The sequence below is a fragment of the Pseudomonas sp. FW300-N2A2 genome, from assembly GCF_017351735.1.
GTDB lineage: Bacteria > Pseudomonadota > Gammaproteobacteria > Pseudomonadales > Pseudomonadaceae > Aquipseudomonas > Aquipseudomonas migulae.
Map to the genome: position 1 here is coordinate 76,633 of NZ_JACNDU010000019.1, position 16,296 is coordinate 92,928.

Annotated in this window: 14 protein-coding genes; 5 read left to right on the forward strand and 9 right to left on the reverse strand. The window is 60.4% G+C overall.

Annotated features, from left to right (window positions below; genetic code table 11):
• Nucleotides 1-6: 6 nt before the first annotated feature.
• From J4E42_RS20845 to J4E42_RS20865, 5 genes are all read left to right on the forward strand, one after another.
• Nucleotides 7-684, forward strand: a complete 678-nt coding sequence (locus J4E42_RS20845; protein ID WP_007916978.1) for a heavy metal response regulator transcription factor — start codon at nt 7-9, stop codon at nt 682-684.
• The gene (locus tag J4E42_RS20850) at nt 674-2,038 is read left to right on the forward strand and encodes a heavy metal sensor histidine kinase (RefSeq protein WP_207286070.1); all 1,365 of its coding nucleotides are present in this window, start codon (nt 674-676) and stop codon (nt 2,036-2,038) included. The genes J4E42_RS20845 and J4E42_RS20850 overlap by 11 nt, the downstream gene beginning before the upstream one ends.
• A gap of 232 nt (nt 2,039-2,270) precedes the next feature.
• Entirely contained in the window at nt 2,271-2,495 is a 225-nt protein-coding gene (locus J4E42_RS20855) for a hypothetical protein (protein ID WP_032832350.1), read from the forward strand.
• 194 nt (nt 2,496-2,689) lie between these two features.
• The gene (locus J4E42_RS20860; protein WP_207286071.1) at nt 2,690-4,000 is read left to right on the forward strand and encodes an OprD family outer membrane porin; all 1,311 of its coding nucleotides are present in this window, start codon (nt 2,690-2,692) and stop codon (nt 3,998-4,000) included.
• Nucleotides 4,001-4,147: 147 nt separating this feature from the next.
• A complete protein-coding gene (locus J4E42_RS20865; protein WP_207286072.1) occupies nt 4,148-5,644 on the forward strand; it encodes a sensor domain-containing diguanylate cyclase in 1,497 nt (498 codons plus the stop codon).
• Between the two features lie 184 nt (nt 5,645-5,828).
• Here the strand turns inward: J4E42_RS20865 and lpxC are convergent, their stop codons facing one another.
• The 9 genes from lpxC to murD form a co-directional block, all read right to left on the reverse strand.
• Complete coding sequence (lpxC, locus tag J4E42_RS20870) at nt 5,829-6,740, reverse strand: UDP-3-O-acyl-N-acetylglucosamine deacetylase (protein WP_008025989.1); 912 nt, start codon at nt 6,738-6,740, stop codon at nt 5,829-5,831.
• A 112-nt stretch (nt 6,741-6,852) separates the two neighbouring features.
• Nucleotides 6,853-8,046, reverse strand: a complete 1,194-nt coding sequence (ftsZ, locus tag J4E42_RS20875) for a cell division protein FtsZ (RefSeq protein ID WP_008025988.1) — start codon at nt 8,044-8,046, stop codon at nt 6,853-6,855.
• A 70-nt stretch (nt 8,047-8,116) separates the two neighbouring features.
• On the reverse strand, nt 8,117-9,376 hold the full coding sequence (ftsA, locus tag J4E42_RS20880; RefSeq protein ID WP_008025987.1) for a cell division protein FtsA: 1,260 nt from the start codon (nt 9,374-9,376) through the stop codon (nt 8,117-8,119).
• Between the two features lie 14 nt (nt 9,377-9,390).
• The gene (locus J4E42_RS20885; protein ID WP_008025986.1) at nt 9,391-10,260 is read right to left on the reverse strand and encodes a cell division protein FtsQ/DivIB; all 870 of its coding nucleotides are present in this window, start codon (nt 10,258-10,260) and stop codon (nt 9,391-9,393) included.
• A gap of 4 nt (nt 10,261-10,264) precedes the next feature.
• Nucleotides 10,265-11,221, reverse strand: a complete 957-nt coding sequence (locus tag J4E42_RS20890; RefSeq protein WP_008025985.1) for a D-alanine--D-alanine ligase — start codon at nt 11,219-11,221, stop codon at nt 10,265-10,267.
• Nucleotides 11,218-12,678 carry a UDP-N-acetylmuramate--L-alanine ligase gene (murC, locus tag J4E42_RS20895; RefSeq protein WP_008037298.1) on the reverse strand — a complete coding sequence of 487 codons (1,461 nt, stop codon included), beginning with the start codon at nt 12,676-12,678 and terminating at the stop codon, nt 11,218-11,220. Before murC ends, J4E42_RS20890 begins: the two co-directional genes overlap by 4 nt.
• A complete protein-coding gene (murG, locus tag J4E42_RS20900; protein ID WP_008037296.1) occupies nt 12,671-13,741 on the reverse strand; it encodes an undecaprenyldiphospho-muramoylpentapeptide beta-N-acetylglucosaminyltransferase in 1,071 nt (356 codons plus the stop codon). The genes murC and murG overlap by 8 nt, the downstream gene beginning before the upstream one ends.
• On the reverse strand, nt 13,731-14,948 hold the full coding sequence (gene ftsW / locus J4E42_RS20905) for a putative lipid II flippase FtsW (RefSeq protein ID WP_008037295.1): 1,218 nt from the start codon (nt 14,946-14,948) through the stop codon (nt 13,731-13,733). The genes murG and ftsW overlap by 11 nt, the downstream gene beginning before the upstream one ends.
• Nucleotides 14,945-16,291: a UDP-N-acetylmuramoyl-L-alanine--D-glutamate ligase gene (murD, locus tag J4E42_RS20910; protein ID WP_207286073.1), complete on the reverse strand. Its 1,347-nt coding sequence runs from the start codon at nt 16,289-16,291 to the stop codon at nt 14,945-14,947. Before murD ends, ftsW begins: the two co-directional genes overlap by 4 nt.
• Nucleotides 16,292-16,296 lie beyond the last annotated feature (5 nt).

Sequence of the window (16,296 nt, forward strand, 5' to 3'; positions counted from 1 at the left end):
GGGGTCATGCGCGTTCTGATTATCGAAGACGAGGAAAAAACCGCGGACTATTTGCACCGCGGCCTGACGGAACAGGGTTACACCGTGGACCTGGCGCGGGACGGCGTTGAAGGCCTGCACCTGGCGCTGGAAAGCGACTACGCGGTGATCGTCCTCGACGTGATGTTGCCGGGCCTCGACGGCTTCGGCGTACTGCGTGCCTTACGTGCGCGCAAGCAAACCCCGGTGATCATGCTCACCGCCCGCGAGCGTGTCGAAGACCGCATCAAAGGCCTGCGCGACGGCGCCGACGATTACCTCGGCAAACCGTTTTCCTTCCTCGAACTGGTGGCGCGCCTGCAAGCACTGACCCGGCGCAGCGGCGGCCATGAACCGGTGCAAGTGAGCATCGCCGACCTGTGGATAGATTTGATCAGCCGCAAGGCCACCCGCGCCGGCACGCGTCTGGACCTGACCGCCAAGGAGTTCTCGCTGCTCAGCGTGCTGGCCCGCCGGCAAGGGGAAATTCTCTCGAAAACGGCGATTGCGGAAATGGTCTGGGACATCAATTTCGACAGCGACGCCAACGTCGTCGAAGTCGCGATCAAACGCCTGCGCGCCAAACTCGACGGGCCGTTCGACGAGAAACTGCTGCACACGATCCGTGGCATGGGTTATGTGCTGGAGAGCCGTGGTGTCCAGTAATTCGATTGCCCTGCGCCTCAGTGGAATGTTCACGCTGGTGGCGCTTTTGGTGTTTCTGCTGATCGGCTGGGCGCTCTATCAGCAGGTCGACAAAGGCCTGGGTTTGCTGCCCGAAGCCGAGCTGGACGCACGTTACAGCGTGCTCGAATCCACCGTCGGCCGTTACGGCACGCCCGAGCATTGGGTGAAGATCAACAACAAGCTCAAGCTGCTCGGCGAAGAAGACAAACGCATCAGTTTCTGGATCACCAGCGGCGATCCGCACTACGAATATGGCAACCCGACGCCGCAGATCCGCGCCTTCGCTGAAGGCCCGCTGGGCATGCGCGATTTGCAGCTGCCGGGCCAGCCTTATCCAATGAAAGTGCTGGTCAGCCAGTTCCCGGCCAAGGATCAACGCCCGCCGCTGCGCTTCATGATCGGCATCGACACCGAGACGTTTTTTCAAACCCAGCATCATCTGCTGATTGCGCTGATCAGCCTGGCGATTGTCGGCGTGCTGCTGGCTTCAGCACTCGGTTATTGGGTGGCGCGGATCGGACTCAAGCCGTTGATCAAGTTGTCTCAGGAAGCTCAGCGCCTGGCGCCGCCGTTGCGTTCCGGGCGTTTGCGCTTATCGTCGTTGCCGCCGGAGCTCAATCAGTTCGTCAACTCGTTCAACTCCACCCTGGAACGGGTCGAACAGGCTTACTCGCGGCTTGAGTCGTTCAATGCCGACGTCGCTCATGAGCTGCGCTCACCGCTGACCAATCTGATTGGTCAGACCCAGGTTGCGCTGACGCGCGGGCGTTCGGCGGAACACTATTTCGAAGTGCTGCAATCGAATCTTGAGGAGCTTGAGCGACTGCGTTCGATCATCAACGACATGCTGTTCCTCGCCAGTGCGGATCAGGGCAGCAAGGCGACCAAACTGACGTCTACCTCGCTGGCGGATGAAGTGGCGACGACGCTGGAGTATCTGGATTTCATTCTTGAAGACGCGCAGGTTCAAGTGCAGGTCAGTGGCGATGCGCAGGTACGGATCGAGATCGCGCATCTGCGTCGGGCGCTGATCAACTTGCTGAGCAACGCGGTGCAACACACCGAGCCTGGGCAGGTGATTCAGGTGCAGATCGACGTCGAGGACCATCAAGTCAGCATCGGCGTGGCAAACCCCGGTGCACCGATTGCCAACGAACATCTGCCGCGATTGTTCGAGCGCTTCTACCGGGTCGATGCGTCGCGCAGCAACAGTGGCAACAACCACGGCCTGGGGCTGGCGATCGTCAAGGCGATTGCGTTGATGCACGGCGGGGATGTGTTTGTGCGCAGTGACCACGGCATGAATACCTTCGGCATTCACCTTCCCGTCTGACAGACCTGAAAATCTCGCCCCACGCCCCCCCTGTAGGAGCTGGCTTGCCAGCGATGGCGTCTTCGAAAACAGCGAAAAACTGAAGACCTATCGCCAGCAAGCTGGCTCCTACAGACGGCGATCTTTGCTTATCCCGCAACAGTCCTTTATTGAATTGGCTCTGTTTCCCATCGGCCAGGATCCTTATCTTTGCGCCACCAAACAGCACTTGCCAAGCAAGAAGGTTTTAAAGATGTCCAACACTATGGGTATTGCCAGCGCTTTCGTTTTGTCCTCTTTGTTCCTCTCCCCATTCGCCATGGCTGAAGAGTCGCAGTCCTTCGTCGCACACAATGCAGCGCGCGCTGCAGCGTTTGAAGAACATCAGAGCGAAATGACGGCCAAGGCGCAGGGCGCTGCGCAAACCCCTCAAGCGTCGACCATTCAGGCCCAGCCACGGGTCGAGAAAGATAGCTGATCGCTCACATCGCTCTATTTCCCTCGACACTTTTCGTCGGCTCTTCCTGTTGAAAAGTTGTCTTCAAAGCCGCTGCTATCAGCGGCTTTTTTTTGTTGTGGTTCAAATGCTGTCCGGTTCGTCTTCCCTGACAAGAAACATCCCGCACTTCAAAACAATGAAGTGTTCAGTAGACCCAAGGAGCTGTACCGCTAGTGCGTTTTCCTCAAAGATTCAATCCGTTGTTCATTGCAATCGCCGTAACGATGCCGATCAACGCCAAGGCCGCCGACCAAGAAGGTTTTGTCGAAGGTTCGAGCCTCAACCTCAATGCCCGCAACTACTACATGAACCGCAACCGCCTGCAGCAGGCGGACGACAACGTTGAATGGGGCCAGGGTTTCCTGGGGGTCTTCGAATCGGGTTTTACCGAAGGCACCGTCGGTTTCGGTCTGGATGCCCACGCCATGCTCGGGCTCAAGCTCGACGGCGGTGGCGGCACCGATAATTCGAGCATCCTGCCGATCAGTGACGGCAACGGCAAAGCGCCGGGGTCGTTTTCGACGGCGGGTGGCACGCTGAAAATGCGCGCCTTCGATACCGAGCTGAAGGCCGGTGACCTGTTTCTCGCCAACCCGGTGATCGCCGGCGGCGAGACGCGCATGCTGCCGCAGACCTTTCGCGGCGTCAGCTTGACCAATCACAGCTTCGACGGCTTTCTGATCGAAGGTGGCCAGGCGAGTTTCACCAAGCCCTACAACCAAAGCGGTCATACGCGCATCGGCACGTCCTATGGCAGCCTCGCCGAGGGCGACGAAAGCCAGCACCTGAACTGGGCCGGCGTAGCCTGGAGCGGCCTGCCGGGGTTGACCAGCAGCCTTTACGCCGCCGAACTCAAGGACATCTGGAACCAGTATTACTACGACCTGGATTACACCTACGCGCTGAACGAACTGATCAGTCTCAATCCGGGCCTGCACGTTTATCACACGCAGGACACCGGCGATGCGCTGCTGGGCAACATCGACAACAACACTTACAGCCTGCATTTCACCGTCGGCGTGGGCAATCACAGCGTCACCGCCGCGTACCAGCGGGTCAACGGCAACACGCCGTTCGACTACATCAGCCAGGGCGACAGCATTTTTCTCGACAACTCCCAGCAGTATTCCGACTTCAATGGCCCGAATGAACGCTCGTGGAAACTCAAGTACGCCTACGACTTTATCGGACTCGGCCTACCCGGCCTGACCTCGGCGGTGTCTTACTCTCGGGGCGAGCTGGACCTGACCAAAGCCGATCCAGACAGCCGCGGCTACGCCTCGTGGTACAGCGCCGACGGCAAAAATGCCAAGCACTGGGAGCGTGACATTGATCTGAAGTACGTGGTCCAGGGCGGCAAGACCAAGGACCTGGCGGTGCGCCTGCAATGGGCCACCAACCGTGGGGGCAACGGTTATGGCGCGCTGGATCAGGACACTGATGAATACCGGCTGATCGTCGACTACCCGCTGAATGTCTTCTAAGCTTCGCTAAGCAAAAGGCCAGCATCTTTTGCTGGCCTTTTTTTTATCCGGCCTTTATACAAGCCCTCTGGACGCGACCGGTTTCTGGGACTCTGCCCGACTCTTGTAAAAAACTTTCATAACACCTTATTTGCAGAAGCCAGAACCATGAGTGTGAGCAGTGTGAAATCTCAAGATCCGATCGGGTCGACACGATCGGAGCGACTTCTGATTCTCGGCAGTGTGCTGTTGGTGATTGCGATACTCAGCATCGTGACGTTTCTGCTGATCCGTGAGCGCGCCAACGCCGAATTGTCCGCCGCTCGCGCCGCCAACAACATCGTGCAATTGATCGACGCCGACGTGCTGCGCAATGTCGAACTCTATGATATTTCCCTGCTGGGCTTGATCGCCGCCTCCCAGCGAGAGGATCTCAAGAGCGTATCTCCAGCCATTCGCCATATGGCCTATTTCGACCGCGCCACTGCCGCGCCGTACAAGGGCAATATTTTGTTGCTCGACAACAAGGGCGACGTGATCGCCGACTCGGCTTCGGTGGAGCCCAGGCAAGGCAACTACGCCGATCGCGAATACTTTCAATCTCACGTGAACAACCCGGACCCGGGCATGTTCATCAGCCCCCCCTTTAGAGCCAGGTCGCCCGAACAGGATTGGCGTATCAGTTTCAGTCGGCGGCTGAGCGGCTCCCAGGGTGAGTTTCTGGGAGTAGCCGAAGCCGCCATGCGCTTGAGTTACTTCGATCAGTTGTTCAACAGTTTGAGCATCGGCCGCGATAGCACGGTCAATCTGATCAGCAAGAATGGGATTCTCCTGGCCCAACAACCACGCCTGGCCGAAGAGCTGATTGGCAAGGATTTCAGTAATCGCCCCAATTTCCAGCGCATCGTCAAAGAAGGCAATGGCAGCTTCACCAGCATGTCCGATCGATACCGTGACAAGCGTCTGTACACCTTTTCCAAGGTCGGAAATTTGCCACTGATCGTCATCGTTGCGCTGTCCAGTGATGAAGTTTTTGCGGCCTGGAAGCGCACGGCAGTGGTGGTCAGCTCTGCAACCGTAGCCTTGTGCGTAAGCCTGCTGTGGCTGACGTGGTTGCTACGCCGTGAGTTGCGCCGGCGTCACAACGCCGAACACGAGCTGGCACAACTGGCCGCCACCGATGCCTTGACCGGCGTAGCCAACCGCCGAACGCTCGATCAAACCCTGCGCCATGAGTGGTTTCGCGCGCAACGCTCCGGCAAACCGCTGTCGGTGTTGATGATCGATGCCGACCACTTCAAAGCGTTCAACGATCAACATGGCCATCAGGCGGGTGACGATGCGCTGCGCGCACTGGCCAAGGTGATCGCCGAGAATGTGCGGCGACCGACGGACCTGGTCGCCCGCTACGGGGGGGAGGAGTTCTCGGTGGTGCTGGCGGAAACGGACAGCGCAGGCGCGCGGCAAATTGCTGAACACATTCGATCTGCGGTGGAACAACTGCCGTTTGTGGCGGGCGTGGAATCGCCGATTACTGTCAGTATCGGCATCAGTACCTGGACTTCGAGCACCGATACCAGCCTTGAACAGTTGCTGTTTGCGGCGGACAAAGCGCTGTATCAGGCCAAGGAAAGTGGGCGCAATCGGGTGGTGGCTACGGAGTGAGATTTGCGGTGTGATGGCTGGCCCCATCGCCGGCAAGCCGGCTCCTACAGGTTATGCGGCGGTCATTCCCTTTGTAGGAGCCGGCTTGCCGGCGATGGGGGCAGAACAAACACCACACGACTTTCTGGCAGGCATAAAAAAAGGCCACCCGAAGGCAGCCTTTAAAAACTAGAGAGGTTTTTACTTACACCGCCGCAACCGGACGCATGTAAGAGATCGGTGCAGTGCTGGCGTCTTCGAAAGTCACGACTTCCCAAGCATCTGGCTGCTCAATCAACTTGCGCAGCAGCTGGTTGTTCAATGCATGTCCGGACTTGAAGCCCTTGAACTCACCAATCAGGCTATTGCCCAGCAGGTAGAGGTCACCAATTGCATCGAGGATCTTGTGCTTCACGAATTCGTCTTCATAGCGAAGGCCGTCTTCGTTCAGTACACCATCCGCGTCGACCACAATAGCGTTTTCAACGCTGCCGCCGAGTGCGAGGTTGTGCTTGCGCAGGTACTCGATATCACTCATGAAACCAAAGGTACGGGCGCGGCTGACTTCTTTTACGAACGAAGTGCTGGAAAAATCCACGCTTGCACTTTGTGTGCGGTTACGGAAAACCGGGTGATCGAAATCGATCTCGAAACTCACCTTGAAGCCTTCGAAAGGGACGAAAGTGGCGCGCTTGTCGCCGTCTTCCACTGTCACTTCCCGCAGGATCCGGATGAACTTCTTGGCTGCGTCCTGTTCTTCCAGGCCGGCCGATTGAATCAGGAAAACGAAAGGTCCAGCGCTACCATCCATGATCGGGACTTCGGACGCGGAGAGCTCGACGTAGGCGTTATCGATGCCCAGGCCGGCCATGGCCGAGAGCAAGTGCTCAACCGTGTCCACTTTCACGTCACCGTTAACCAGCGTCGTCGACATAGTTGTCTCGCCGACGTTGGCAGCACGAGCCGGGATCTCGACCACTGGATCGAGGTCGGCACGGCGAAAGACGATTCCGGTGTCGATCGGTGCAGGCTTGAGGGTCAGGTATACCTTCTCCCCGGAGTGCAGACCTACACCGGTGGCACGGATAATATTTTTCAGTGTGCGTTGTTTAATCATGGCTTGGGCCGCTTCAGCGCAAATTGCGAACTGGTATCAACAAAGGCTGGCGATGATAGCAGACCAGACCTTTGCTGAACACCAATCACCTTCATAGCCCTGATACATTCCATTAATCGGCCTGACGACGCAGGAAAGCCGGGATGTCCAGGTAGTCCAGATCATCTTGCGGATTCATCTTCGCGGCAGTCGCAGCACCGGCCTGAGCCTGGTTGCGCATGACGGTCGGACGGTCCAGGTCACGGTAGTTCACCGCTGGAGCTTCCTGACGAGCGGGAGCCGATTGTTGCGGTTGCGGCGCCATGGAAGTGTGAACGGTATTGTCGATGACCTTCACAGGCTTCTCGATTTTCGCGCCCAGACCGGTGGCAACGACTGTTACGTGCAGCTCGTCGCGCATGTCCGGATCGATAACGGTACCGACCTTGACCATCGCGTGCTCGGAAGCGAAGGCTTCGATGATGCTACCCACGTCGGAGTACTCACCCAGGGACAGGTCAGGACCGGCGGTGATGTTCACCAGGATGCCGCGTGCACCTTGCAGGTTCACGTCTTCCAGCAGCGGGTTGCGAATGGCCGCTTCGGTAGCTTCGCGTGCACGGTTCGGACCGCTGGCGCAGCCAGTGCCCATCATCGCCATGCCCATTTCACTCATCACGGTACGAACGTCGGCAAAGTCGACGTTGATCATGCCCGGACGCTTGATGATGTCGGAGATACCGCGAACGGCACCGGCCAGTACATCGTCTGCCTTGGCGAAAGCCGACAGCAGGCTGGCGTCTTTACCGAGGATGGTCAGCAGCTTCTCGTTGGGAATGGTGATCAACGAGTCGACGCTTTCCGACAGCAGGCGGATGCCTTCGTCGGCCAGTTGCATACGCTTGCGGCCTTCGAACGGGAACGGACGGGTCACCACCGCAACGGTGAGGATCCCCATTTCCTTGGCCACTTCAGCAATGATCGGCGCAGCACCGGTACCGGTACCGCCGCCCATGCCGGTGGTGATGAACACCATGTTGGTGCCCTGCAGGACTTCGGCAATGCGCTCGCGATCTTCGAGAGCGGCCTGACGACCTACTTCAGGGTTGGCGCCGGCGCCGAGACCTTTGGTCACGCTGGTGCCCAGTTGCAGGATGGTCCGCGCACTGATGCTCTTCAGCGCCTGGGCATCAGTGTTGGCGCAGATGAATTCAACGCCTTCAATGTTGCTCTTGACCATGTGATTGACAGCGTTGCCGCCGCCTCCGCCAACACCGATAACCTTAATGACCGGGCTTGCGGGGATGTTGTCTACGAGTTCGAACATTTTCCCTCTCCTTTGATTCTCTAGTTTTTTCGCCTACTGCCTGTATCTACAACGGTGCTGCGGTAATTCTTCAGAAGTTGCCTTGTACCCAGCTCTTGATGCGATCGAGCAAGGCGGCTTTCGGTTCGTCATTGCTGTAGCTGTCGCGACTGCTGATGCCCGAGAACGAAATCCCGTCGGACTGCTTCTGCAGGCCGTACATCAACAGGCCGACGCCGGTGGAATAAATCGGGTTGCGCACCACGTCGTCGAGCCCCTTCACGCCATGCGGCACGCCCAGGCGGACCGGCATGTGGAAAATCTCTTCGGCCAGTTCGACCGCGCCTTCCATCTTCGACGTACCACCGGTCAGCACGATGCCGGCCGGGATCAGGTCTTCGTAGCCGCTGCGACGCAGTTCGGCCTGGATCAGCGTGAACAGCTCGTCGTAACGCGGCTCGACCACTTCGGCCAGGGCCTGGCGGGACAGCTCGCGCGGTGGACGGTCGCCAACGCTCGGGACCTTGATGGTTTCACCGGCACCGGCCAGCTTGGCCAGGGCGCAGGCGTAGCGAATCTTGATTTCTTCGGCGTACTGGGTCGGGGTGCGCAACGCCATGGCGATGTCGTTGGTCACCTGATCGCCCGCAATCGGGATCACAGCGGTGTGACGGATCGCGCCTTCGGTGAAGATCGCGATGTCGGTGGTGCCACCGCCGATGTCCACCAGGCACACGCCCAGCTCTTTCTCGTCGTCGGTCAGTACCGAGTACGCGGACGCCAGTTGCTCGAGAATGATGTCGTCGATTTCCAGGCCGCAGCGGCGCACGCATTTTTCAATGTTCTGTGCGGCGTTGACGGCGCAGGTGACCACGTGGACCTTGGCTTCCAGACGTACGCCGGACATGCCCAGAGGCTCACGTACGCCTTCCTGGTTATCGATCACGTAATCCTGCGGCAGGGTGTGCAGCACGCGCTGGTCAGCCGGGATCGCCACAGCCTGGGCAGCGTCGAGAACGCGCTCAAGGTCGGCGGAGCTGACTTCGCGATCACGAATCGCAACGATGCCGTGGGAGTTCAGGCTGCGGATGTGATTACCGGCCACACCGACGAACGCCGAGTGGATCCGGCAACCGGCCATCAGCTGCGCTTCTTCGATGGCGCGCTGGATCGATTGCACGGTGGACTCGATGTTCACCACCACGCCTTTCTTCAGGCCGCGGGACGGATGAGTGCCGATCCCGACGATTTCCAGCGTGCCGTCGTCCGAGACCTCGCCTACCAGCGCCACCACCTTGGAGGTGCCGATATCGAGACCGACGATCATTTTGCCGCTTTGCACGTTTGCCATGGGTCCTGCCTCTCTTAATTCTTCGCGACAGCGGGTTGGGCTGTCGTAGGCGCTACAGGTTCCCGCCAGCCAACAGCGAGGCCGTTGGCGTAGCGCAGATCGATGCGCGCAATGTTCGTAATCTGTTCTTTAAGCGTCTTGTCGTAGATGGCAATGAAGCGGCGCATCTTTTCCACCAGGTTGCCGCGGCCCAGCAGCAGCTCGATCCCCGGGCCCGAACTGCCGGCGCCGGTGGTCAGGAACCAGCTGCCTCGTTCACGCAACTCCAGGCGTGCAATCGAGAAGCCCAACGGCCTGAGCATCTGGCTCAGCACCTGGTATTGCTGCATCACTTGCTGCTGAGCCCGTTGTGGGCCGAACAGCTGTGGCAAGTGTTCGTAGTTCGCCAGCTCACGCGGGGTGAACGCCTGACCCTGGTTGTTCAACAGCGATTCGTCGCCCCAACGGGCCACCGGCAGTTGTTCTTCCAGGCGGATCACCACTTGATCCGGCCACACCCGACGCACTTCGGCGTGGGCAATCCATGGCATCTGTTCCAGCTCGGTGCGCATGCTCGCCAGGTCGATAGTGAAGAAGCTCGACGCCACGTACGGGGCGATTCGCTGCTGCACCGCTTGCTGGCTGATGTAACTCAGGTCGCCCTGCACCGCGATCTTGGTGATTGGCCGGTCGGCGTACGGCAGCAAACGCTGTGCGCCTTCGTAAGTGCCAAACCCCAGTGCGACCAGCAGCACAGGCCAGAACAGGCTTTTCAGAAAACCAAAATTGGCTTTCGGCAGGCGCGCAGACATCGGCTCTTTGGCCACCATTCGGCTGGCACCCCGCGGCACCGGCTTGCGGCCGGGTGCTGGAGGGGGCTGATGTCTTAGCTGTGCGCCTTGCATGGTCTTACCCTCGAACCTCAACACTGGCGGCCAGGATCGCCAGGACCAATTGCTGGAAATCCAGACCGGCGGCACGGGCCGCCATCGGGACCAGACTGTGATCGGTCATGCCCGGTGCGGTGTTGACTTCCAGGAACCAGAACTGCCCGTCGGCGTCCTGCATCACGTCAGCCCTGCCCCAACCGGCGATACCCAGCGCCTCACAGGCTTTCGCCGTGAGGTCCATCAGTTCTTTTTCCTTGTTGCTGTCGAGGCCGCACGGGATCCGGTACTGGGTATCGGAGGCCACGTACTTGGCGTCGTAGTCGTAGAAACTGTGCGTCGTGCCCAGGGCAATCGGTGGCAACACCTGGTCACGCAGGGTGGCGATGGTGAACTCCGGACCTTGAATCCATTGCTCGACCAACACTTGCGAATCGTAGGTACTGGCCGCTTTCCACGCGTCGATCAACTCCGGCGCGGAAGTCACTTTGGCCATCCCGATACTTGAACCTTCATGGGCCGGTTTGACGATCAAAGGGAAGCCCAGTTCCGTCGCCGCCGAAATACAATCGGCCTCGGAACTCAGTACCGCGTGGCGTGGCGTCGGAATGCCGAGGCTGTGCCACACCTGCTTGGTGCGCAGCTTGTCCATGGCCAGCGCCGACGCCAGAATGCCGCTGCCGGTGTACGGAATGCCCAGGCATTCCAGCAGGCCTTGCATGCTGCCGTCTTCACCGCCACGACCGTGGAGAATGATGAACGCACGGTCGATTTTCTCGTTGAGCAAACGCTGCAACAGGTCATCACCGACATCGAGACCGAACGCGTCCACACCGGCGCTTTGCAGCGCTGCGAGAACCGCGTTGCCCGACTTCAGGGAAACTTCACGCTCCGCACTCTTGCCGCCGAACAGCACGGCAACGCGGCCGAAATCTTTCGGCGCGACAGTGGAGACGAGGTTGGCGTAAGCAGCAGTCATTTCAACTTCCCCACGCTTGGCGCGGCAACGGCGCCAGCGAACAACGGACTCTTCAACAGTTTCGGTGCGAGACCGCCGATATCACCGGCGCCCTGGCACAACAGGATGTCGCCGGCACGCAGCAGCGGCTTGACGACAGGCGCGAGATCGACACCGCGCTCGATGTAGATCGGGTCGAGCTGACCGCGCTGACGGATGCTGTTGCACAGCTTGCGGCTGTCGGCACCCGGGATCGGCTCTTCGCCGGCCGGATAGACTTCCATCAGCAACAGCACGTTGGCGTCGGCCAGTACATTGACGAAATCGTCGTACAGGTCGCGGGTGCGGCTGTAACGGTGCGGCTGGTAGACCATCACCAGACGGCGCTCCGGCCAGCCACCACGCACGGCCTTGATCACGGCCGCGACTTCGGTCGGGTGGTGACCGTAGTCGTCGACCAGCATCACGCTGCCATCTTCGACCGGCAGTTCGCCATAGACCTGGAAGCGTCGGCCGACACCCTGGAACCCGGACAGGCCCTGGACGATGGCTTCATCGCTGACGCCTTCGTCAGTGGCGATGCAGATGGTGGCCAGCGCGTTCAGCACGTTGTGGTTGCCCGGCATGTTCACCGAGACATCCAGCGGCTCGCGGTCAGGACGCAGCACGGTGAAGAAAGTCTGCATGCCCTGCTGACGCACATTGATCGCACGCACATCGCAGTCATCGCCGAAACCGTACGTGACGACCGGACGTTTGACCTGCGGCAGAATTTCACGCACCACCGGATCGTCCAGGCACACCACCGCCAGACCGTAGAACGGCAGGTTGTGCAGGAACTCGACGAAGGTTTTCTTCAGTTTGTTGAAGTCACCGTCGTAGGTCGCCATGTGGTCGGCGTCGATGTTGGTGACCACGGCCACCAGCGGCTGCAAGTGCAGGAAGCTGGCGTCGCTTTCGTCGGCTTCGGCGATCAGGTAGCGGCTGGTGCCGAGCTGGGCATTGGTGCCCGCGGCATTCAGACGACCACCGATGACGAACGTCGGATCGAGGCCACCGGCCGCAAATACCGAAGCGATCAGGCTGGTGGTGGTGGTTTTGCCGTGGGTACCGGCGACGGCGATGCCGTGGCGATAGCGCATCAGCTCGGCCAGCATCTCGGCACGCGGCACCACCGGAATACGGCGTTCAAGCGCAGTGGCGACTTCCGGGTTGGAGGTGTTCACCGCGCTCGATACCACCAGCACGTCGGCGGCAGCGGCGTTCTCGGCACGGTGGCCGATAAAGATCTGGGCGCCAAATGATTCGAGACGCTCGGTGACCGGCGAAGCTTTCAGGTCGGAACCGGACACTTCATAGCCCAGGTTCAGCAACACTTCGGCGATCCCGCACATGCCCACGCCGCCGATACCGACGAAGTGGATGCGACGGATGCGGCGCATTTCCGGGTGCGGCATGGCTTTCTGATTCTCAACCATGGGCCACCTCCAGGCAGGTATCGACCACGTTACGGGTCGCATCGGGTTTGGCCAGGCGGCGTGCCGCGGTGGCCATGTCGGTGAGTCGTTGTGGTTGCATCAGGACCTCTGTCAGGCGTGCGGCTAGATCCGCTGCGCCAGTCGTTCTTTGCGGCATCAGGAAGGCAGCGCCTTCACGGGCCAAATAATCGGCGTTGCGGGTCTGGTGATCGTCGATCGCGTGGGGCAAAGGCACCAGCATCGAGGGCAGACCGGCGGCAGCCAGTTCACTGATGGTCAGCGCGCCTGCGCGGCACACCACCAGGTCGGCCCAGCCATAGGCGTGGGCCATGTCTTTGATGAAAGGCTGCACTTGCGCCTCGACGCCAGCCGCGCGATAGCGCTCTGCAGTCACTTCATCGTGGTTTTTCCCAGCCTGATGGAACACGTCCGGGCGCAGGTCGGGGGCGACGTGCGACAGGGCTTCAGGCAGTAATTTGTTCAACGGTTCTGCGCCCAGGCTTCCGCCGAGGATCAGCAAACGCGCCTTGCGACCAGCCAGGGCAGGTCGCGGTGTGTCGAGGAACAGCTCGGTGCGCACCGGGTTACCGGTGGTCCGTCGGCTGTCCGACAGGGTAAAGGTGTCGGGGAACGCTTCACAGACTCGGGCGGCCAACGGCACCAGCAACCGATTGGCGGTACCGGCCACGGCGTTCTGTTCGTGAACGATCACCGGCACGCCGGCCAGTTTGGCTGCAACGCCGCCAGGACCGGTCACATAACCACCAAAACCAACCACGCACACCGGCCGCAACTGGCGAATGATCGCCCGCGCCTGCCAGACGGATTTGAGCAACATCAACGGCGCCTTGAGCAGGGACAACTTGCCCTTGCCACGCAGACCGCTGGCGTTGATCCGGTGCAGCTCGATGCCGGCCATCGGCACCAGGTCATTTTCGATGCCACGCGGCGTGCCAAGCCAATGCACGGTGTAACCGCGGGCCTGGAACTCGCGAGCGCAGGCCAGCGCCGGGAATACGTGTCCGCCGGTGCCGCCCGCCATGATCAATACGTTAGCGCCCATGGGTCGGCTCCTCGGCGAAGTCGCTCTCATGGAACTCCATCTCCTCACTGCCCAGGTGGGTTCGACTCTCCCACTCAATGCGCAGCAACAAGCCGAGACAGGCACAGCAGATCACCAGCGAGCTGCCGCCATAACTGAGGAACGGCAAGGTCAGGCCTTTGGTTGGCAGCAGGCCGACGTTCACCCCGATATTGATCAGGAACTGACCAATCCACAGGAACGACAGACCGTACGCAATATAGGCAGCAAAGAACTGCTTGGCCTTCTCGGCCCAATAACCGATGTACATGCCGCGAATACAGACAAAGACGAACAGCGCCACGGTGCACAGGGAACCCACGGCACCCAGCTCTTCGGCCAGAACCGAGAACACGAAGTCGGTGTGGGCTTCCGGCAGGTAGAACTGTTTCTGCACGCTGTTGCCCAGGCCTACGCCCAGCCACTCACCGCGACCGAACGCGATCAATGCTTGCGACAACTGATAACCGGCGCCGAACTGGTCGGCCCACGGGTCGGCAAAGTTGGTCAGACGCGCCATCCGGTATGGCTGCACCTGAATCAACAACACCACCGCCGCAACCGCCAGGACCACCATCAACGAGAACCGGAACAGCCCGACCCCGCCAAGGAACAGCATCGCCGCAGCCGCACCCATCATCACGACGGTGGCACCGAAGTCCGGCTCCATCAGCAACAGACCCGCCATCGGCAGCAGCACGATGAACGGCTTGAAGAAACCCATCCAGCTTTCACGCACTTCTTTCTGGCGACGCACCAGATATCCGGCGAGGTAGATCACCACGAACACCTTGGCAATCTCGGAAGGCTGAACGTTGAAGAAACTGAAACCGATCCAGCGCATCGAACCGTTCACTTCACGGCCAATCCCCGGAATGATCACCATCACCAGCAAGCCGAACGCACCGATCAGCATCAGCCAGCCCAGGCGTTGCCAGGTAGCAATCGGAATCATCATGGTAACGATGCAGGCAGACAGGCCCAGCACCACGTAGATCAAGTGGCGAGTCATGTAGTACAGGGCACTGCCCGACTGCACGGCGCCCACTTCGGTCGAAGCCGAGGCGATCATGACCAGTCCGAGGCCGAGCAAGGCCAGGCAACCGGCAAGCATCGGAAAATCGAGGTCGATGCCGCGCCCGGTGATGAGCGGCGAAGGAAACGGCTTGATGATGTTGAGCAGGCTCATGCCAGTTCCTCCACTGCCTGGACGAACTGGTGACCGCGGTCTTCGTAATTCTTGAACATGTCGAAGCTGGCGCAGGCCGGCGACAACAGCACCACGTCGCCCGGTTGCGCAGCGGCGCGGCATTGCTGCACAGCTTCGACCAGCGAAGCAGCGCGGATCAGCGGCACGGCGTCGCCAATGGCCTCACCGATCTTGTCGGAGTCGCGGCCCATCAGGATCACGGCGCGGCAGTTGGCCGCCACCGGATCACGCAGATCATTGAACTCGGCACCCTTGCCGTCGCCACCGGCGATCAGCACGACCTTGCCGTCGATGTCCGCGCCCAGGCCTTCGATGGCGGCCAGTGCGGCGCCGACGTTGGTGGCTTTGGAATCGTTGTAGTAGCTCACGCCGTCCAGGTCACGAACCCACTGGCAGCGATGTTCGAGACCGGCGAACGTGCGCAGGCTCGACAGCATGGCGTCGAAAGGCAGGCCAACCGCATGGCCCAGGGCCAGCGCCGCCAGGGCATTCGACTGATTGTGGGCGCCGCGAATTTTCAGCTCGCGCACCGGCATCAGGTTCTGGAATTCGAAGGCGAGGTATTTCTCGCCGTCTTCTTCGCGGATACCAAACGCCTTGAAATCGGGTTTGCTCAAACCGAAGGTCCAGCAGGGCTGACCTTCGCCCATCAACGGACGGCTCAGGGCGTCCTGACGGTTGACCACGAACTGCCTGGCACCACGGAAAATCCGGTGCTTGGCCAGGTGATAGGCCGGCAGGCCGCTGTAGCGGTCCATGTGGTCTTCGCTGACGTTGAGCACGGTCGCCACTTCGGCGTTGAGCTGGTCGGTGGTTTCGAGCTGGAAGCTCGACAGTTCCATCACGTACAACTCGATGTCATCGCGAAGCAGGTCCAGCGCCGGCGTGCCGAGGTTGCCGCCGACAGCGACGCGCTTCCCGGCCGCAGCCGCCATCTCGCCCACCAGTGTGGTCACGGTGCTTTTCGCATTGGAGCCGCTGATGGCGACAATCGGCGCCTTCGCGTTACGCGCGAACAGCTCGATGTCGCCGGACAGCTTCACGCCACGAGCGGCGGCCGCCTGCAGGGCCGGGGTCGCCAGCGCCAGGCCGGGGCTCACGTAGAGCTCGTCGGCGCGGCACAGGAATTCGACGTCCAGCTCGCCACAACGCACTTCCACGTGCGGATAGTCACGCTTGAGCGTGGCCAGTTCCGGTGGATTTTCCCGCGTATCGGCCACGGCAAACGACGTGCCCCGGTTCGCCAGGAAGCGAACCAGGGACATGCCGCTCTTGCCGAGGCCGACAACGATGCGGAAGTGGTCAGAAGCGATCAGAGACACGAGTT